Source organism: Thalassotalea eurytherma (genome assembly GCF_030161415.1).
Lineage (GTDB): Bacteria > Pseudomonadota > Gammaproteobacteria > Enterobacterales > Alteromonadaceae > Thalassotalea_G > Thalassotalea_G eurytherma.
On the sequence record NZ_BSSU01000009.1, the window covers coordinates 139,283 to 158,302 of the forward strand.

General features: G+C 39.7%; 15 protein-coding genes. 10 read left to right on the plus strand and 5 right to left on the minus strand.

The window, feature by feature from the left end; translation table 11 throughout:
- Positions 1 to 120: 120 nt before the first annotated feature.
- The 5 genes from leuA to QQK02_RS10125 are packed head-to-tail and all read left to right on the plus strand — an operon-like array spanning position 121 to position 6,084.
- Positions 121 to 1,686: a 2-isopropylmalate synthase gene (gene leuA, locus QQK02_RS10105; RefSeq protein ID WP_284207952.1), complete on the plus strand. Its 1,566-nt coding sequence runs from the start codon at positions 121 to 123 to the stop codon at positions 1,684 to 1,686.
- Positions 1,687 to 1,711: 25 nt separating this feature from the next.
- Positions 1,712 to 2,812 (plus strand): 3-isopropylmalate dehydrogenase, encoded by a 1,101-nt coding sequence (leuB, locus tag QQK02_RS10110; RefSeq protein WP_284207891.1) that lies wholly within the window; start codon positions 1,712 to 1,714, stop codon positions 2,810 to 2,812.
- A gap of 2 nt (positions 2,813 to 2,814) precedes the next feature.
- Positions 2,815 to 4,218, plus strand: coding sequence for a 3-isopropylmalate dehydratase large subunit (leuC, locus tag QQK02_RS10115; protein WP_284207892.1), 1,404 nt, complete (start codon positions 2,815 to 2,817; stop codon positions 4,216 to 4,218).
- Between the two features lie 3 nt (positions 4,219 to 4,221).
- The gene (gene leuD, locus QQK02_RS10120; protein WP_284207893.1) at positions 4,222 to 4,818 is read left to right on the plus strand and encodes a 3-isopropylmalate dehydratase small subunit; all 597 of its coding nucleotides are present in this window, start codon (positions 4,222 to 4,224) and stop codon (positions 4,816 to 4,818) included.
- 45 nt (positions 4,819 to 4,863) lie between these two features.
- The gene (locus tag QQK02_RS10125; protein WP_284207894.1) at positions 4,864 to 6,084 is read left to right on the plus strand and encodes an HD-GYP domain-containing protein; all 1,221 of its coding nucleotides are present in this window, start codon (positions 4,864 to 4,866) and stop codon (positions 6,082 to 6,084) included.
- Between the two features lie 37 nt (positions 6,085 to 6,121).
- Here the strand turns inward: QQK02_RS10125 and QQK02_RS10130 are convergent, their stop codons facing one another.
- The 3 genes from QQK02_RS10130 to ffh form a co-directional block, all read right to left on the minus strand.
- Positions 6,122 to 6,970 carry a general secretion pathway protein GspB gene (locus QQK02_RS10130; protein WP_284207895.1) on the minus strand — a complete coding sequence of 283 codons (849 nt, stop codon included), beginning with the start codon at positions 6,968 to 6,970 and terminating at the stop codon, positions 6,122 to 6,124.
- A gap of 7 nt (positions 6,971 to 6,977) precedes the next feature.
- Positions 6,978 to 8,555, minus strand: coding sequence for an ExeA family protein (locus tag QQK02_RS10135; RefSeq protein WP_284207897.1), 1,578 nt, complete (start codon positions 8,553 to 8,555; stop codon positions 6,978 to 6,980).
- Positions 8,556 to 8,752: 197 nt separating this feature from the next.
- Positions 8,753 to 10,135, minus strand: a complete 1,383-nt coding sequence (ffh, locus tag QQK02_RS10140; protein WP_284207898.1) for a signal recognition particle protein — start codon at positions 10,133 to 10,135, stop codon at positions 8,753 to 8,755.
- Between the two features lie 226 nt (positions 10,136 to 10,361).
- Between ffh and QQK02_RS10145 the strand changes: the two genes are divergently transcribed.
- The 3 genes from QQK02_RS10145 (at position 10,362) to QQK02_RS10155 (ending at position 13,639) form a co-directional block, all read left to right on the plus strand.
- Positions 10,362 to 11,414, plus strand: a complete 1,053-nt coding sequence (locus tag QQK02_RS10145) for an SO_0444 family Cu/Zn efflux transporter (protein WP_284207899.1) — start codon at positions 10,362 to 10,364, stop codon at positions 11,412 to 11,414.
- 83 nt (positions 11,415 to 11,497) lie between these two features.
- On the plus strand, positions 11,498 to 12,298 hold the full coding sequence (locus QQK02_RS10150) for a cytochrome C assembly family protein (RefSeq protein WP_284207900.1): 801 nt from the start codon (positions 11,498 to 11,500) through the stop codon (positions 12,296 to 12,298).
- A 60-nt stretch (positions 12,299 to 12,358) separates the two neighbouring features.
- Positions 12,359 to 13,639, plus strand: coding sequence for an HlyC/CorC family transporter (locus tag QQK02_RS10155; protein ID WP_284207901.1), 1,281 nt, complete (start codon positions 12,359 to 12,361; stop codon positions 13,637 to 13,639).
- Positions 13,640 to 14,113: 474 nt separating this feature from the next.
- Here QQK02_RS10155 and QQK02_RS10160 read toward each other — a convergent pair whose 3' ends face one another.
- The gene (locus QQK02_RS10160; protein ID WP_284207902.1) at positions 14,114 to 14,728 is read right to left on the minus strand and encodes a transglycosylase SLT domain-containing protein; all 615 of its coding nucleotides are present in this window, start codon (positions 14,726 to 14,728) and stop codon (positions 14,114 to 14,116) included.
- A gap of 389 nt (positions 14,729 to 15,117) precedes the next feature.
- A complete protein-coding gene (gene gshA, locus QQK02_RS10165) occupies positions 15,118 to 16,689 on the minus strand; it encodes a glutamate--cysteine ligase (protein ID WP_284207903.1) in 1,572 nt (523 codons plus the stop codon).
- Between the two features lie 283 nt (positions 16,690 to 16,972).
- On the opposite strand from gshA, the gene QQK02_RS10170 reads away from it, so the two are divergent.
- Together QQK02_RS10170 and QQK02_RS10175 are read left to right on the plus strand one after the other, a co-directional pair.
- Positions 16,973 to 18,334, plus strand: coding sequence for a Na+/H+ antiporter NhaC family protein (locus QQK02_RS10170; protein WP_284207904.1), 1,362 nt, complete (start codon positions 16,973 to 16,975; stop codon positions 18,332 to 18,334).
- Positions 18,331 to 19,014: a TIGR01621 family pseudouridine synthase gene (locus QQK02_RS10175; RefSeq protein ID WP_284207905.1), complete on the plus strand. Its 684-nt coding sequence runs from the start codon at positions 18,331 to 18,333 to the stop codon at positions 19,012 to 19,014. The genes QQK02_RS10170 and QQK02_RS10175 overlap by 4 nt, the downstream gene beginning before the upstream one ends.
- Positions 19,015 to 19,020 lie beyond the last annotated feature (6 nt).

Consider the following 19,020-nt stretch of genomic DNA (forward strand, 5'->3'; position numbering starts at 1 on the left):
CTAAAACGTAGCGCGGATGGTCTATTGATGCTTGATTAAAAAATCAAATCACCTAAAACCCGCGCTAATTACCGCGGGTTTTTTTATGCCTGCATTAATTAGACAAATTGGAATTTAATGATGGACAACAAGGTTATAATATTTGATACAACGCTAAGGGATGGTGAGCAAGCACTTACTGCCAGCTTATCAGTTAATGAGAAATTACAAATAGCTCAAGCAATTGAACGTTTAGGCGTAGATATTATTGAAGCAGGCTTTCCTGTTTCTTCGCCTGGTGATTTCAACTCCGTTCAGCAAATAGCTAAAACCGTTAAAAATTCAATTGTATGTGGCCTTTCACGAGCAGTGGAAGCTGATATTAAAGCCTGTGCAGACGCCTTAAAAGTTGCAGACCAATTCCGTATACATACCTTTATTTCAACCTCTGATGTGCACGTACAACAGAAGTTGAAAAAAGACTTTACCGATGTTGAAGCCATGGCGATTCACGCAGTGAAGTATGCTCGACAATTTACAGATGATGTTGAGTTTTCCTGTGAAGATGCTGGTCGTACACCGATAGACAACCTATGTCGCATGGTTGAGCAGGCAATAAAAGCAGGTGCTTCAACCATAAACATTCCTGATACGGTTGGCTACACCTTACCCCATGAATTTGGCGGCATTATTACGCAATTATTTAATCGAGTACCGAATATAGACAAAGCGATTATTTCAGTACATTGTCACAACGACTTAGGCTTAGCGGTTGCCAATTCTACGGCAGCGATTCAAGCTGGTGCAAGACAAGTTGAGTGTACAGTAAATGGTATTGGCGAACGAGCAGGTAACTGTTCATTAGAAGAAATAGCCATGATCATTAAAACACGCCAAGATTTATTAGGTGTACAAACCGGCATTCAACACCAAGAAATAGCTAAAACCTCTAAGTTAGTGAGTCACTTGTGTAACATGCCAGTTCAACCAAACAAGGCGATAGTAGGTAGTAACGCTTTTAGCCATTCGTCAGGAATTCATCAAGACGGCATGTTAAAGGCCAGCAATACTTACGAGATTATGACCCCTGAAAGTGTTGGTATCAGCAAAACTAAATTGAATTTAACCTCTCGCTCAGGGCGACATGTCATTAAACATCGTATGGAAAGCTTGGGCTATCAAGCTGACGATTTTGATTTAGACACCTTATATCAAGACTTCTTAAAACTTGCTGACAAGAAAGGCCAAGTTTTCGATGATGACTTAGAAGCGTTACTGTTCAACATTCAACAACAAGATAGTGAAGATCATTTTCAAATTGAACAAATTAATGTGCAATCCGGCAGTGGTGAGTTTGCGACTGCAGGCGTGATGTTAAAGGTTGGAGAACACTCGGTAACTCAATCGGCAACGGGCAACGGGCCAGTTGATGCACTTTACCAAGCTATAAAGCAATGTATTGATTACCCAGTAGAAGTAGCCGATTACAAAATTTCGAATAAAGGTGCTGGCGAAGACGGGTTAGGACAAGCCAATTTGGTTGTTAAATGGCAAGAAAGAAACTTTCATGGTTATGGCATAGGTACCGATGTTATTGAAGCTTCTGGTCAAGCACTTATTTCCGCATTAAATGCGATAGAGCGTGCCAAGCACATTGCCAATTTACGTGAAGAGCGCCAGCAAGCGACACCAAATAAAGCACAATAAAGTTTAGAAAATAAAGAGAGAGAACATGTCTACAATAGCGATATTAGCCGGTGACGGTATAGGTCCCGAGGTAATGACACAGGCGAAAAAGGTATTGCATACCGTCGCCGATAAATTCCAATTTCCTATCACATTAAAAGACTATGACGTTGGTGGCTGTGCTATCGACAATCACGGCACAGCACTACCACAATCAACAATCGAAGGTTGTGAGCAAAGTGATGCTATTTTATTTGGTTCAGTTGGCGGCCCTAAGTGGACTGATTTGCCGCCGGCTCAACAGCCTGAACGTGCTTCACTTTTAGGGCTTCGTGGTCATTTTGGTTTGTTTTGTAATATGCGCCCAGCTAGCCTACAAAAAGCCATGTCTCACCTATCGCCTTTGCGTGCTGATATCTCTGCTGAAGGTTTTGACATTTTAGTCATGCGCGAACTTACAGGTGGCATCTACTTTGGTGAACCAAAAGGTCGTAAAAACGAGGGCAGTGACGAAGAAGCTGGTTTTGATACGATGATTTATTCTCGTAAAGAAATTAGCCGTATTGCTCACCTTGCTTTTCAAGCCGCGCAAAAACGTCGTAAGAAAGTTATCTCTGTTGATAAAGCGAATGTCTTAGCAAGTTCAATTTTATGGCGCGAAGTCACTGAGGAAGTAGCAAAAAATTACCCAGACGTAGCCTTAGAGCACATGTATGTTGATAATGCAGCTATGCAATTGGTAAAAGATCCTTCACAGTTCGACGTTATGTTGTGTTCAAACTTATTTGGCGACATTTTATCCGACATTTGCGCGATGATCACTGGCTCAATGGGCTTATTACCGTCAGCAAGCTTAAATGAACAAGGTTTTGGCATGTATGAGCCAGCAGGCGGAACTGCGCCCGATATTGCGGGTAAAAATATTGCTAACCCGATCGCACAAATTTTGTCAGCAGCCTTATTATTACGCTTTAGTTTAAACCAAGACGAAGCGGCAACGGCAATAGAAAATGCTGTAGCAAACGCATTAGACGATGGTCATTTAACGCGAGATTTACTAACCGCAGAACAAGCGAAAGATGCAAAATCAACCAGTGAGATGGGTGATATTATTTGCCATTACATAAACGCGAGTGTGGAGAGCTAATCATGGCAACAACGTTATACGAGAAATTATGGCAACGACATTTAGTTGAAGACAAAGCAGGTGAAACGCCGTTAATTTATGTTGATCGTCATTTAATTCATGAAGTGACTTCACCACAAGCGTTTGCAAACTTAAAATTTCATAACCGCCCTGTTCGATGTCCGCACAAAACGATTGCGACAATGGATCATAATATTTCGACGCGCAGTGCGAAAATAGATGCCGCAGGTGAAGGCGCAGCTAACCAACTTCGCACGCTAGAAAAAAACTGTGATGAGTTTGGCATTAAACTGTTTGGTATGGGTCACAAAAACCAAGGCATCGTTCATGTTATGGGGCCAGAATTAGGTATTACACAACCTGGACAAGTTATTGTCTGTGGTGACTCTCATACCGCAACTCATGGTGCATTTGGCGCATTAGCATTTGGTATTGGCACATCTGAAGTAGAGCATGTCTTAGCAACGCAAACATTGCGTCAAACCAAAGCTAAGACCATGAAAATTGAAATTCAAGGAAAAGTTACCCCAGGAATTAGTGCAAAAGACATCATTTTAGCAATCATCGGAAAAACAGGTAGCGCAGGTGCAACAGGTTTTGTCGTTGAATATTGTGGTGAAGGCATTACAGATTTGACCATGGAACAGCGCATGACGATTTGTAACATGAGTATCGAGTTTGGCGCTAAAGCGGGTTTGATTGCCCCTGATAACACCACTTTTGATTATTTGGTTGATAAAGAATACGCGCCTAAAGGCGACGATTGGCAACAAGCAATTTCAAACTGGCAACTGTTGAAAACAGATCAAGGTGCAACCTTTGATGAAACGCTAGTACTCAAAGGAAGTGAAATTAAAGCTCAAGTAACTTGGGGCACTACGCCAGGACAAGTTATTGAAGTTGATGGCAACGTTCCTTCACCAGAAGACTTTACTGACCCTGTTGAACAGGAATCTTGTAGCAATGCATTAAAGTATATGGGTCTTACGGCAGGCACTAAAATTACCGATATATCAGTCAATAAAGTCTTTATCGGTTCATGTACTAATTCTCGAATAGAAGACTTACGTGCTGCAGCGAAAGTCGCACAGGGCCAAAAAGTAAGCGATAAAGTTGACGCAATTGTTGTTCCCGGCTCTTATCGAGTGCGCGCTCAAGCCGAACAAGAAGGCTTAGCTCAAATATTTATCGACGCTGGTTTTGAATGGCGATTACCAGGCTGTTCAATGTGCCTAGGTATGAATGACGACAAACTAACGGCAGGCGATCGTTGCGCTTCAACGTCTAACCGAAATTTCGAAGGACGCCAAGGTAGAGGCAGTAGAACTCACTTAGTGAGCCCTGAAATGGCTGCTGCAGCGGCAATCCATGGTCGATTTGTTGATCTAGCGCGTACAAAGGATTAAAAAATGAAAAAGTTTACCACTCATAATGGCTTAGTTGTGCCGTTAGACATAGCCAATGTAGATACTGACCAAATTATTCCGAAGCAGTTTTTACAAAAGACAGAACGTGTAGGTTTTGGTACTCACTTGTTCCATGATTGGCGCTACTTAGATGATCATGGGTTAGAAAACAACGCTGAATTTATTTTAAACTTCCCCGAGTATCAAGGGGCTAGCATCTTGTTAGCACGAGAAAACTTTGGCTGTGGATCATCGCGAGAACATGCACCTTGGGCATTACAAGAATATGGTTTTCAAGTTGTAATCGCGCCTAGTTTTGCAGATATCTTTTATGCCAATTGTATTAACATTGGCATGTTGCCCGTTATTTTACCTGAAAATGATATTCAAGCACTTTTTGAGCAATCTTCAAAAGGTTCGCTACAATTAACAGTAGATTTAACAAATAACTCCGTGAATGCAGGCGATAAGCAATATCCATTTTCTCTAGGTGAATTTCATCAATATTGCCTTGCCAACGGGATAGATAGTGTAGGTTGGACGTTACAAAAACTCGACTTAATAGAAAAGTATGAGGAGAGCCTAGCGTCTTGGCAGTAATTAACAATTGAGCCTCAATATGAGGCTCTTCATCAGCACTAAGACATGACAAATACACCACAAGGTTTAGAAAAAATTGCAATAAATAGCGTTGAAAAAGGCATGTATGTCGTTTCCGTTATTAACCCTAAAACTCAATTATCCGTAAAATCTGAGGGTTTTGTTTCATCAACAAAAACCTTAGATAAACTCAAAAAATCTGGCGTAAGATTCATTTTTATTGACCCAGAGAAATCAAAACATGCTTCTAAAAAGCCTTTAGCAGTAGTTGAAGTAGCTTCAGAAAAAAACACCGTAGAAGACCATCAAAAACGTAAAGTTCCCCTAGATGCAGAAATGAACAAAGCTGCCAAGCTTTATAACAATGCAAAAGATTTACAAGGCAAAATTCTTACCAGCATCACCGAAAGTAAAACCATCGATGTTGCTGAAGTTGCTCAAACTACCGATGCAATTGTTGATTCAATCTTTAGAAATCAAGACGCATTGTCATGCATGTCTCGCATTAGAATGAAAGATGAATATCTTGTCGAACATTCGCTAAATGTTGCTGTGCTTATTAGTATTTTTGCCAAACACCTGTCAATTGATAAAAAAATTATTGAGCAACTTGCGCTGGGCGCTTTTTTGCACGACATAGGTAAAGTACTTATACCCAATGAGGTTTTAAATAAACCAGCTAAGTTAACCAAAGAAGAATATGAGGTGATGAAAGGTCACGTCGTTAAAGGTCTAGAAGTTGTAAAAGCGATGCCAGATATTCCAGATATCGCTTTGAGTTTAATCGCAACACATCACGAGCGATTAGACGGTAAAGGATATCCATATGGTTTACGTGCCGAAGATATCACAATGTACGACCGTATGACTGCTATTGTAGATAGCTATGACGCGATGACTGCAGACCGAGTATATAAGAATGGCATTCACCCAATTCAAGCGTTTAAAAACTTAATCAATGACTCTATCCACAGTTACGATAATGACTTAGTTGAAAAATTCATTCAGTCGTTAGGTTTATACCCGGTAGGCACATTGGTAAAATTAACCAGTGGAAAAATTGGTTTGATTAGTGGTTTAAATAAGAATAAGCCCTTAAAGCCTATTGTCAGAGTATTCTATAATACCCGTTTAAAACAAAATATTGCCGTGGAAGACTTAGATCTCGCTAAACCTAAATACGATGATCAGATTGATTGTTGTGTTAGACCTGAAGATTTTAATTTAAACCTATTAAACTTCTTCAAAAATGCATTTATGAATTAACTTAACGTTACCGCCGCACTTCAATCAAAAAAATGGCTTATTGCCAACTTGATAATGCAGCCATCGAAAATTGATAGTCGTTAAAGCGCAAAATCACTTGTTGAGGCTCAATCTTTTCAATGACAACACCATTTGGTAATTGTTCTCCCTCGTAATAATCCTGCTCAGCGACCTTTACCCATCCTTGGCTATTACTTTGATATATGTGCATAGCAAAACTAAACGGAGCAATAGCATTTTGCGTTGCGATAGGTAGCTGTGAAATATCTTCTATCGGCGCTAGCTGTGCAGATTCGTCATCAAAGGAGTCCGAAAAAGCAGGCGTATCATTCACTGCAGCTTCAAATTTTGCTAAAAGACTAGCCGATACAGATTCACTGGTTGTGTTTTGATTAGACGAAGTCGTTATCAATTCACCGTCGGCAGTCACACTGTCAGTATTTGCGCCGAGAATAAGCGGCTTAGTGTTGCTATCTTCCACCGGTTCAACGATGGGTTTACTCTCAATTTTTTTAGATGGTGGCGATTGGAAAAATTGTTCTGCAGGGATTCGTTTACTTGAAGATACTGCCACTTTATTTGTCAGATCGACATCAGTAACTTTTCTAGCACTAGGACCTGTTAAGCTCGGCTGAGCAGCGCTAGCTAGTTCAGACGTTGGTTGTCCAATAACCGGTTCGTGTCGTTTATCAGCTGCCGCATTAGATTGAGCACCCATCCAAAAACCAGCTAATAACGCTAGGAAAATTGCGCAAGTTAATAAGATGCCCCATAACAGCATGTTTGGCGATTGGTGAATATGTGATGTCGCTTGTTGTAATGGCGAATTAACGGGTTGCTTTGATTCGCCTTGCTGCTTTTTTAAAGCGTCAAGAATATAAGACATTTCTCTTCTAATTATCTATAAATACCGGCATGCCTTTCGAAGCTTGATTCGCTAACTGCATTAAGGTTGGTAAATTTACAACGGATGATACCATGATGCCACGTGATTGCTGAAATTGTTGTAATTGATTGACAAGCAATTGGTCGAAGCGACTAAGCGTTCGGACTGGACGGTTTTGCCAAAACGCTAATTGCGCTTCTAGCCACTGAATAACGGGTAATTCACTTTCTGTGGTTATTTCTTCAATGAATTTGCCCTTGATATGGGGGGCTTGCCAAAATACTAATGCAGCACCTTGCCAGTAACTTTCTAGCCATTGACTATCGACAACCTGCTGCCCATCAGTAAATTCAATAATAATACGTTCATCACTTACACCAACAAAATTACCATAAAACGCATGACCTGTTTCGTCTAAAAACTGCATTGACGCAGGATAGCCCAAACGTTTTAAGGCTGTAACATTGCCCTTAAACCAATGGCAAGACAATAGGTATAATTCTGCGGTAGCACACGGGTCTTCTATTTCCTCATCGAGGATCACACGCCAATTCGAAAATAGCCGAGTAATACTTGCTGAAAAATCCTGATTATTTTGCTGGTCAACCGTTACAACGACTTGGTTATTAGATTCAGCCGAACTTTCAAATTCCGTCTGTTGGGACTTGCCAGAGTGCTTACCTAATTGCAACCCGATAGCGAGGAAGCTGATAAGAATAAGTCCAGAGAAAACAATTTGAGCTGTTAACGTTCGCCACCACGGTAAAGGTTGGTATTCAACCCCAAGCGCTTCTTTAGATGCTGCTAAAACCATTTTTTTATCAACAAGATCTTTACCTTGACCATAAGCACCGAGCAACGCTCTATCACACAACAAGTTGATAAGGCGCGGAATACCTTTAGACAATTGATGAATAGTCGCAATGGCGCTAAGCGTAAATATCTGCTTTTGACAACCCACAACACGTAATCGATGCTCAATATAATAGCTAGCTTCGGCTTTGGTGAGAGGAAGTAGGTGATATCGTGCTGTTATTCTTTGAGCTAATTGGCGTAAATCTTGGCGTTGTAATAGTTGTTGCAGTTCAGGTTGACCAATAAGAATGACCTGCATTAACTTCTTCGTATTGGTTTCTAAATTGGTTAATAGGCGAAGTTGCTCTAGCACTTCAGCCTGTAAATGCTGAGCTTCATCAATAATCAATACCGTATTAATATTGTTCTCATGATTTTTTAAAAGCTTTTGACCAATTTTATCGGTGAGTGTTTTTAAGGTTGCGCCGGTTTTTCGATAGCGTATTTTAAGCTCATCACAAATCGTCGCTAACAATTCTTGCGCCGATAACGCTGGATTTAAGATAAACGCAACTTGGGTATCATCACCCAGCTCTTCAAGTAAACATCGGCTTACCGTGGTTTTACCTGTTCCTACTTCTCCAGTTAATAACACAAAACCACCAGTTTCCCCCAAACCATAACTTAAATGAGCCAACGCTTCTTTATGACGTTCGCTCATATACAGAAAATGGGGATTAGGCGCGATTGAAAACGGAATTTCATCAAAACCAAAGTAACGCGTATACATAATCAACTATTTATTGAACAACAACCGTTAGAAATTAACGTGTTAGTGCGTGTAAGTAAAGGTAGTGTTTAGTATTAATTCAAACGAATGAACAGATTAGGAAAGGTTAAATAGATGAATTACTCAGCAATGAATAATGCTTTAGCAACAAAAAAAGGCAAGCGTGATGCACTTGCCTTTATTGAATATTAGGAAGACTAACGGCCAAACATGCCGCCACCGCCACCCATACCAGGTGGCATCATGCCCTTCATGCCACGCATCATTTTTTGCATACCACCTTTACCCGACATTTTTTTCATCATTTTCTGCATTTGGGTAAATTGCTTCAACAGCTTATTTACGTCTTGAATTTGCGTGCCTGAACCTGCCGCAATTCTGCGTTTTCTAGAACCTTTGATGATATCTGGACGTGCACGTTCAGCAGGTGTCATCGAATTAATGATAGCCTCCATACGCACGGTCACTTTGTCGTCCATTTGACCTTTTACTTGTTCAGATAAATTGCCCATACCCGGCAGTTTATCCATAAGGCCCATCATGCCACCCATACTTTTCATTTGTACAAGCTGCTCACGAAAATCTTCTAAATCAAAGCCTTTACCAGATTTAACTTTCTTAGCTAATTTCTGCGCTTTTTCTTTATCAACTTTTTGTTCAACTTCTTCAATCAGTGATAAAACATCACCCATGCCTAAAATTCTTGAGGCTATTCGATCAGGGTGGAATGGCTCTAGGGCTTCTATTTTCTCACCGACACCCATAAATTTTATAGGTTTACCGGTAATATGACGAATTGATAACGCAGCGCCACCGCGAGCATCACCATCTGTTTTCGTTAAAATGACACCCGTTAATGGTAGAGCGTCATTAAAGGCTTTGGCCGTGTTAGCTGCATCTTGACCTGTCATCGCATCAACGGTGAATAAGGTTTCAACCGGCGTAATCGCTGCGTGCAGATCTTTGATTTCGCCCATCATGTTTTCATCAACATGCAATCGACCTGCAGTATCAACAATTAACACATCAAAGAAGTGTTTCTTGGCATGCTCAATAGCACCATTCGCTATATCTATTGGCTTTTGATCAATATTACTAGGGAAAAATTCAACACCAACTTCACTAGCAAGCGTTTCAAGTTGTTTAATTGCCGCAGGACGATAGACGTCGGCACTGACAACTAGAACCTTTTTCTTTTCACGCTCTTTTAAGAACTTAGATAACTTCGCCACCGATGTCGTTTTACCAGCACCTTGTAAACCAGCCATTAAAATGACAGCAGGAGGTGTCGCTTTGAGGTTCAGCGATTCATTTTGCTCACCCATTGCAGCTTCGAGTTCACTTTGAACGATTTTTACAAAAACCTGACCAGGCGTTAGGCTTTTAGAAACATCTTGCCCAATTGCACGTTCTTTTACTTTCTTAATAAACTCGCGTACTACAGGTAAAGCAACATCCGCTTCTAATAGCGCCATGCGTACTTCGCGCAATGTGTCTTTAATATTGTCTTCTGTGAGTCGACCGCGACCACTGATATTTTTTAACGTTTTCGTTAAACGATCTGAAAGATTCTCGAACATGAATATCTCAATGTACTGGTAATTATCGATAAAATTATAGCTATTATACCTTGCCAAGTTTGAAGCGAAAGCATTAACTTTAATAGCGCTAGATAAAGACAAAGTTGTGACTTTATTGATGAATTTCAAGTTTTATTGCAATTACTCTCACTCCATCATTCACCTTATCAGCAAAATTTGGCATGATAGTCGTGTTTAAACACCTATTTGCAAGGTATACACCTAAGTGTTGGAAGAGCTTCTAAATAACTTTATTTCGCTAACGAACGATGCAAGCCCTTGGCTATTGTTAGGTTTGTTAATTGCCGGCTTAATGCACGCCTGGCTACCTGCTAATGTGATGAAGAAGCATTTAGGCCACGGAAAAAAAGCGATAATTAAAGCAGCCATCATTGGCGCTCCACTGCCCTTATGCTCTTGTGGCGTGATCCCCGTTGCTACTGAGCTAAAACGCAGTGGCGCATCAGACGCCGCGACCTCTTCATTTTTAGTAGCGACACCAGAAACAGGTGTCGACTCAATCACCGTCTCTTATGCGATGCTAGGCCCTATTATGGCGATTTACCGACCGATCGCGGCTATTTCTTCTGCAATGATTACTGGCTTTATCGTTCTAACAGATAAAAGCAATCATCAGGTAAACGGTGATTCAGAGCATTCGAATTGCTGTGCAAGTAAGCCGGAAGAACAACCTAAGACATCGTGCTGTAGCAGCACACCAAAGCCGCCAAGTGGCGTTGATAAAACTGTATCAGGTGTTAAGTATGCCGCGACAAAGCTAATCGACGACTTAATTATTTGGCTATTCGTGGGTTTATGTTTTGCGACACTGATTAAAACATTTGTGCCTGAAAGCTTTCTACTTAGCTACGGTAGTGGTTTGCCCGCAATGTTGCTGATCATTCTAATTTCAATCCCTATGTATATATGTGCCACCGCTTCGACACCTATTGCAGCTGGGTTCATCTTAGCGGGAATTTCGCCAGGCACGGCACTCGTCTTTATGATGGCTGGGCCAGCAACAAATATCTCCACCCTTGGTGTTATTAAAAAAGAAATGGGGCAAGGCGTGCTTATTCGTTATCTAATAGGTGTCGCTGGTACAGCGATTATATTTGGCTTAGGGCTTGATCTATTATTAAATTGGCAACAAATTAATATTGCCGAGCAAATGTCTCATAGTCATGAGGTAGTTTCTCCTATCATTGCCTATAGTTGTTCATTTTTACTTGCCTTTCTTGCCTTTAAGCCATTACGAAAAATTGTATTAAAAGCGTAAATGTAAGTGCATCACCACAAGAATTTGTTTAGAATCAGGCGAATATATTCAAATAATGATCCATCATTTAATCGGAGACCTTAGTGGATAGCTCAGCTATTTTTTCTTTTAGTGCGTTTAGTTGTTATCTCATTGCAGCCATTGCTGTTATAGCAAGACTATTCCACCCTAAGGGTCCGAACTTAAAAATCGTTTTATCATTTGCTTGTATTGCCATTGTGTTTCACGCTATGGGCCTTTCAAGTCGTTTATTTGTTGGCGATCAAATCAATTTTAACCTTCCTAATGTTATCGCATTAGTGAGTTTGGTGATTTCTGCCGTTGTTAGCATTACCGCAATTAAATATAAATTGAATTTATTACTGCCTGTCGCTTATGTGTTTGCAGGCCTATGGCAACTCAGCCTAGTCGTTTTACCCGTAACGGAAACTATTTCTCTTAGCGCAAGTAAAATGGCTTTAGTTAGCCACATTACACTTGCCCTAGTAGCTTATTGTATCCTTGTTATCGCGAACCTTTATGCTTTTCAAGTGACCTATATCAATCAAAAACTAAAAACTAAAAACTTAGCGGCTGTAAACCATTTACCTCCTTTAATGCAGGTAGAAAACCAACTCTTTATGATATTGGCGACAGGTACTTTGTGTTTGTTTATTAGTGATGTAACCGGCTTCATATTTTTAGATTCCTTTTTAGATAAAAGTTACGCCCATAAAACCGTGCTGTCGCTGATCGCCCTTGCCTTATATTGCGTCACATTATGGGGGCATTTCAAACAGGGCTGGCGTGGACATAAAGTACTCTTACTAATCACGAGTGCTACCTTGATTTTAACGCTTTCATACTTTGGTAGTAGATTTGTGAAAGAATTTCTCATCACTTAATTTTTAATGTATAAAGATAGACGTTAAAACCGAATTTAAGACTTAATATAGGACGCTTCATTGGACGACATATCCACTAGTACGCTTTTTATCATCCTTGGCGTGCTGATTTTAATTTCTGGTTATTTTTCAGGTTCTGAAACCGGCATGATGAGTGTAAACCGCTACCGTCTTCGCCATCTAGAAAATGAAAAACATAAAGGTGCCATACGAGTAAGCAAGTTGCTTTCACGCACTGACAGATTAATCGGATTGATTCTTATCGGTAATAACCTCGTTAATGTTTTTGCTTCTTTAGTTGCAGGTATTATCTTTGAACGCTATTTTGGCGACGCTGGTATTTTCTATGCTGGGTTAGTATTAACACTTGTTATCTTAGTGTTTGCGGAAGTGACTCCTAAAACCCTAGCGGCACTCTACCCTGAAAAAATAGCCTTCCCTAGTTCGATAATCTTAACTGCACTATTAAAAGTGTTTTATCCACTCGTCATTATCATTAATTGGATCACCAATTCATTTTTAGCGTTGTTAGGCATAAGTCCTGAGCAACGCGAACAACATAGCTTAAGCAATGAGGAGCTTCGTACCGTCGTTAACGAATCGAGTGCGTTGATTCCAGAGCAAGATCAAAACATGCTTGTTAGCATTCTAGACCTTGAGAAAGTCACGGTCGAAGATATCATGATCCCACGCAGTGAATTAGTAGGCATTGATATCAATGAAGACTGGAAAAAAATTCAAAAGCAACTAACCCAATCCAACCATACGCGTGTTTTGCTCTATCGAGACAATATTGATGATGTTGTCGGTTATATTCATATGCGAGATGCTTTGAAACTGCTTTCTAAAAACCAATTCACAAAAGCAACGCTGTTAAGGGCGGTGCGTGAAATGTACTTTATTCCAGAAGGTACGCCACTAAATGTTCAATTGTTAAAGTTTCAACATGCTAAAGAGCGCTTAGGGTTAGTTGTTGATGAATATGGTGATATTCAGGGACTAGTGACATTAGAAGATATTCTAGAAGAAATTGTCGGTGACTTTACAACGACAATGGAGCCTGCACCAAGCGAAGAAGTGCATAAACAACCTGATGGTAGTTACTTAGTCGATGGCAGCGCGACAATTCGCGATATCAACAAAGAAATGTCTTGGCACTTTCCTACCGATGGCCCAAAAACTATCAATGGTTTGATCTTAGAAGTGTTAGAAGAAATTCCTCAGGCTCAGATGAGTTTACGAATTGCGGGCTACCCAATTGAGATCGTAGATACGAGCGATAACATGATCAAGACAATCCGCGTGATCCCAGATCTCTTTGTTGCTCATAACGCAGATTAAGACCTAACTTTCCACGTAAAATACTCAAAATTACTTTATATATTTTTTATGAAAAGCTAATTGCTTTTACATGGATGTTAACGTCTGATCTCGTCCAACAGCCCATTATTTGTGGATAATTAAAAGCCCCACAAAAGTTATCCACATAGTTATTAAGTTTCGAAGATCTAATTTTTAACTTTCCACAATATCTGTGGATAACGTAATATAGACCAATAAAACCTAGACCTCTGGTTTTGCAATGTTTTTTTGCATTTTTTTTTACTTTTTTTTACGAAAAAAAGTTGCATAAAATATCGCTAATTTATTCATAAAAATAGAACGATTTTTGTAACTTTGGCACGAATTTTAGATCCTAATATTGAGATATACACAATTTAGGATCAAAAAAGGAAGTGAATGGATCGGTGGATAGTTCAAGCAGACCAAGAGTAAATCTTGGCCTGCTAAGATCAAATAATTAGGCTTTACTGGTTAACCGAAGAACAAACGCCATAGCCAGCCATGCTCTAATTCTTCTTCGCAACTTTTTAGTTGGCTCGCATAACGTCTAGCGCGATCATCGACTTTACGTGACACTTTTACAAGCCAGGGCTTCTTCTTGTAGCTTTTTCTTTTAAAGCCACCCCAACCTTCGTGGTAGTTTAAGTATTGGTTGTATGCATCCCATTTAGACACTTTATTAATGCGGTTAGTTTTATAAATAAACCACCCCATAAAGTCGATAGCGTCATCAAACTCATCTCTATCTGCGCCCCAATTACCTGACTCTTTAATATAGTCATCCCATGTCATTGTTTTCGCTTGGGAATATCCATAAGCACTACTGACACGTCCCCAAGGAATGAAACCTAAGACATACTTTCGCGGCGGAGTCGCATCATGTCTAAACGAGCTTTCTTGATACATCATTGCCATCGGAACATGAATAGGAACACCCCATTGATCTTTCGCATCTTTGGCAGCATCATACCAATCACGGTTTTCGCGAAATATTTCGCAAATATTCTCTGGATTTTTGGGTGGTGGTGTTGCGCAACTAGATAAAGTGGCAACACATAAAGCACTAATAAATATCTGTTTAAACATTACAACATTGAATAGATTTTTAGACTAGAGTTATCATGCCAGATGCAATGAGTTTTCGCATCATTAATCCTCTAGAAATTTTATTTAAAATAATTTAATTAATTTTGAACTTTTATTGGCTGAAGTACTCATAGTATACGAGAGGCTTTATTTCCCTTAGTGTTTCATGTTTTTAATCGCGCTTTACCCGAAGCGCGATTTTTTTTTGCCTAAAATAAATATAAAAATAATGAAATATTTTTGGATAAAAAATGAACTAATTGAGATTTAGGCTATCATAAATAGTGAAAGCGAAACCTCCCTGGACTGCTTTCTTTGTTTTTACAGCGCGTTACCCTAACGCGCTTTTTTTCGGCCAGATTTTATTGTTTTACAATAACTTCAAGCTATTATGAAGAAAAGTAATCAGCTAAAAAGTTATCAAAATTCAATGTGTCTTTTGCTTCAATACTTGCTTGCTCAGCATGTGAGGCAAGCGCGGAATCAACAAAGTGTTTCTCACTATAAAATTGGTAGTCTTTAGCAAGTAGTTCAGACTTATACTCGGCAGCCATTGCTAGCGCTGTTTTAGTTAAGCTTTGTCCTTGTTCGACAACGCTCGATAATATTTTCGCCGATGGCGTTAACTTCGCATCGAGAATTTTTTCTAATTCTGCATGCAATACATCTTGATAATCACTGCCACCATTAGCTTCATCTAACAACTCTGCGATAGGTTGCATATCTACAAATATTTCTTGCCCCCATTGCGAGATAGTTTTGTCCTGTCCAAAGTCATGCAGTGTTAATTCTGGATCTCGTCCTCTAACAACGACTTCATTCATATTCTTTTCAAATTGGTTTTGCGTATCACAATCTAAGGTTGGGCTTTGCGTTAATGCACAATAGGTCAGAAATATATCTAAAAACTTCACTTGTTCTATCGATATGCCCGTTGCACTAAACGGATTGACATCAAGTGCACGCACTTCGATATATTCAACACCGCGTTGCGCAAGGGCATGTGATGGTTTTTCACCAGATTGAGTGACACGCTTAGGACGAACAGGTGAGTAAAGCTCATTTTCAATCTGCAAAACATTGCTATTTAATTGCTGATACTGACCATCTTTTTTGATACCAATTTTTTCAAATTCATCTGAGCTTACCCCCATTGCTTTCTCAACTTGCTTTAAATAATTTTCTAGCGAGTTATAGCAAATATACAAACTTGATTGAGCATTATTGGTGTAACCCAAGTCACTCATTCTTAATGACGTTGCATAAGGTAAGTAGACATAACCACTTGACGATTTTTCAAACGGTAATGAGCTCTTTCTGCCCTGCAAAAATGATGGGCAAACAGCAGGTGAGCTACCATATAGGTATGGAATTAACCAACAAAAGCGTTTGTAATTCCTGAGTAAGGCGAAATACTTATCAGACTTATAGTCCTGCATTTTTTGTTGGTTTGCTTCAAGATCTTTTAAGGTTTGCCAAAAGCTATCAGGAAATGAAAAGTTAAAATGGATGCCTGCAATTACTTGCATCATACTGCCATAACGATTTTTTAACCCTTGGCGATAAACTGTTTTCATCGTACCAATATTTGACTTGCCATATTGGGCTAAAGGGATTTTATTGGCATCGTCCACAAAACACGGCATCGATAAAGGCCAAAGCAGTTCATCGTCAATCTCAGATAGAACAAATTTCTGGATATCTTCGAGTTGGGCAATTGCAGTTTCAGGACTATCTGAAACAGGCGTGATAAATTCTAATAGATTTTCCGCATAATCTGTGGTTATTTGCCCATGCGTCAGTGCACTACCTAACGACTTATAATGAGGGTGACTGGATAATTCACCGCGTGGCAATACACGTAACGTTTCTCGTTCAATACCGCGTGTTATCTTCGTTAATGAAGTAAATTGTTGACTGTTTCGCAATGATTGAACGAAATCTTGAATAGAAATTGACAAAGTGGCCCCAAAAATACAACTGTATTAGTAGTGATATGTTAGGGTTTATATGCGGTTATCAACCCTAAAAGTAATTTAATACAAATTAAATGCTTAACTTTAGCCGAATAAGCTAAATGCAACAAAGAAACGCCAGCAATATTAGCAAATATTTACCCCATGAAATAGCGAGTAAACTAAAAAGCTTAGCAATAACTTATAGCTAAACAAGAATAAACAGTACCTTAGAACGGCTCATTACGTTAAAGTAACACCAGTTAAAATAATAATTACCCATTCGAAAATGCAAGACTCTCCACTTAGTTTACTACCTCCTTTAGTTGCAATTATTGTCGCGGTTTGGCGCCGAAATGCGTTACTCGCATTATTTGTTGGTTTGTTGCTATGTTTTATCATGATCAACGACTGGCAAGTTTTTTCAGGACTAACGGCTACTTCTACAGGAATCGCTTCTGTATTCAACTCAACCTACAACGTTTATATTGTTGTTTTCAGTTTACTCATTGGCGCTTTAGTTACCTTATTAAATAGCTCTGGGGCTGTTAACGGCTTTATCGAAAGTTTGGCCAACTTAAACTTGGTTAAAAATTCAAGGCAAGCGAGCTTGTTGCCCACGGTTATTGGTAGTGCCATTTTTACCGATACGAACCTAAGTATGTTTACTGCTGGCACAGCTTCTCAAAAGCTATTTGATAAATATCGCATTTCTCGTGCACGTTTAGCTTACTTAATTGACTCAACGTGTTCGCCAATTAGCATATTGTTTCTAATAAATGGTTGGGGCGCCTATGTTTTAGGGCTTTTAGATAGCTATGAGCTTAACGATCCAGTTGGCGTACTCATTGGCACAATAGGCTATAACTTTTATGCCATCATCGCTGTCGGGTTAGCCTACTTCACCGCCTATTCTGGTAAGGAGTTTGGACCGCTTGCACAAGCAAAATTAACCAACATCAAAAACTCAGCTTATGAATCGACTAGAACAGCTCCTGCTTTCGTCATGTGGGCACCGTTAATCACTCTTATAGCATTAACGCTAGTACTACTGCTCATTACCGGCGACGGCGATATTCGCCGAGGTTCAGGCGCTTTTTCGGTATTTTGGGCTATCGTAACCGCTTTAACGTTTCTGATTGTTCTTATTATGGCAAACCGCCTAATGCCTCCAAAAGAAGTGCTTTCTACTGCCCTTGTGGGTATTAAAAGCATGTTGATACCCGTTAGTATCCTTGTTTTATCCTTTGCCTTTGGTGATGCAGTTAAAGCACTCGGAACAGGTATTTATGCCAGCAATATTTTAGCCAATGATCTGCCTCTATTTTTACTAGCGCCTATTCTATTTATTGTTGCTGGTTTCATGGCATTTGCTACCGGGACTTCTTGGGGTACCTTTGCGATTTTAATACCCATAGCAGTGCCAATTGCAATAGATACAGGCTTGCCCGTACCATATTTAGTTGCTGCAGTTTTAGGTGGCGGTGTATTCGGTGATCATGCATCTCCAATATCAGACTCGACCGTTGTTGCATCGATCGCAAGTGGCTGTGACCATATTGAACATGTTAAAACTCAGCTGCCATATACCTTTTTTGCTGCAATAGTCTCGATTCTTATTTATGGCGCTTTAGGTTTGTCTTTCTCATGATAGAGATTATTGCTGAGCATGAAGACTTTTACATAGTAAATAAACCTTCTAACGTTAATTTTCACGACGAAGGAAAACTTGGCGAAGGCTTTTTTAACCAAGCAGCATCACAACTATCAGGTAGTTCACTCTATCCTGTACACCGGTTAGATAAATTAACATCTGGATTAGTCATTTTAGCCAAAAGCAAATCTAGTGCAGCGGCCTTCCAAGAGCTGTTTTCACAACATCAAATACAGAAATACTATCTTGCGATAAGTTGTCAAAAACCGAAAAAGAAACAAGGAACGATAAAAGGTGACATGAGCAAAAGCCGACGTGGCGCTTATAAGTTACTTAGAACTGCAGAAAATCCTGCTATATCGTCTTTTTTTTCTGCTAGCATTGGGCAAGGAGTACGATTATTTATCGTTAAACCTTTAACAGGCAAGACACATCAAATTCGCATAGCGCTTGCCAGTATAGCCGCTCCAATCTTAGGTGATTATCTTTATGCTAAAGGTGCTAATCAGGATGCTGACAGAGGCTATTTACATGCATACCAACTCCATTTCAATTGGCAAGGACAAGCATTGTCATTTGTTTGCTCACCAACACATGGTCAGCAATTTTTAACCAGGCCTTGCCTAGAAAAAATAGAGCAATGGAAAAATGTAGAGGATTTACCTTGGCCTAAATAATGATTA

Coding starts and splice junctions, on each gene's coding strand:
- leuA (WP_284207952.1), top strand. CDS start 121: ATGGACAACAAGGTTATAATATTTGATACAACGCTAAGGGATGGTGAG.
- leuC (WP_284207892.1), top strand. CDS start 2,815: ATGGCAACAACGTTATACGAGAAATTATGGCAACGACATTTAGTTGAA.
- QQK02_RS10125 (WP_284207894.1), top strand. CDS start 4,864: ATGACAAATACACCACAAGGTTTAGAAAAAATTGCAATAAATAGCGTT.
- QQK02_RS10160 (WP_284207902.1), bottom strand. CDS start 14,728: ATGTTTAAACAGATATTTATTAGTGCTTTATGTGTTGCCACTTTATCT.
- leuB (WP_284207891.1), top strand. CDS start 1,712: ATGTCTACAATAGCGATATTAGCCGGTGACGGTATAGGTCCCGAGGTA.
- QQK02_RS10170 (WP_284207904.1), top strand. CDS start 16,973: ATGCAAGACTCTCCACTTAGTTTACTACCTCCTTTAGTTGCAATTATT.
- QQK02_RS10135 (WP_284207897.1), bottom strand. CDS start 8,555: ATGTATACGCGTTACTTTGGTTTTGATGAAATTCCGTTTTCAATCGCG.
- QQK02_RS10175 (WP_284207905.1), top strand. CDS start 18,331: ATGATAGAGATTATTGCTGAGCATGAAGACTTTTACATAGTAAATAAA.
- ffh (WP_284207898.1), bottom strand. CDS start 10,135: ATGTTCGAGAATCTTTCAGATCGTTTAACGAAAACGTTAAAAAATATC.
- leuD (WP_284207893.1), top strand. CDS start 4,222: ATGAAAAAGTTTACCACTCATAATGGCTTAGTTGTGCCGTTAGACATA.
- QQK02_RS10130 (WP_284207895.1), bottom strand. CDS start 6,970: ATGTCTTATATTCTTGACGCTTTAAAAAAGCAGCAAGGCGAATCAAAG.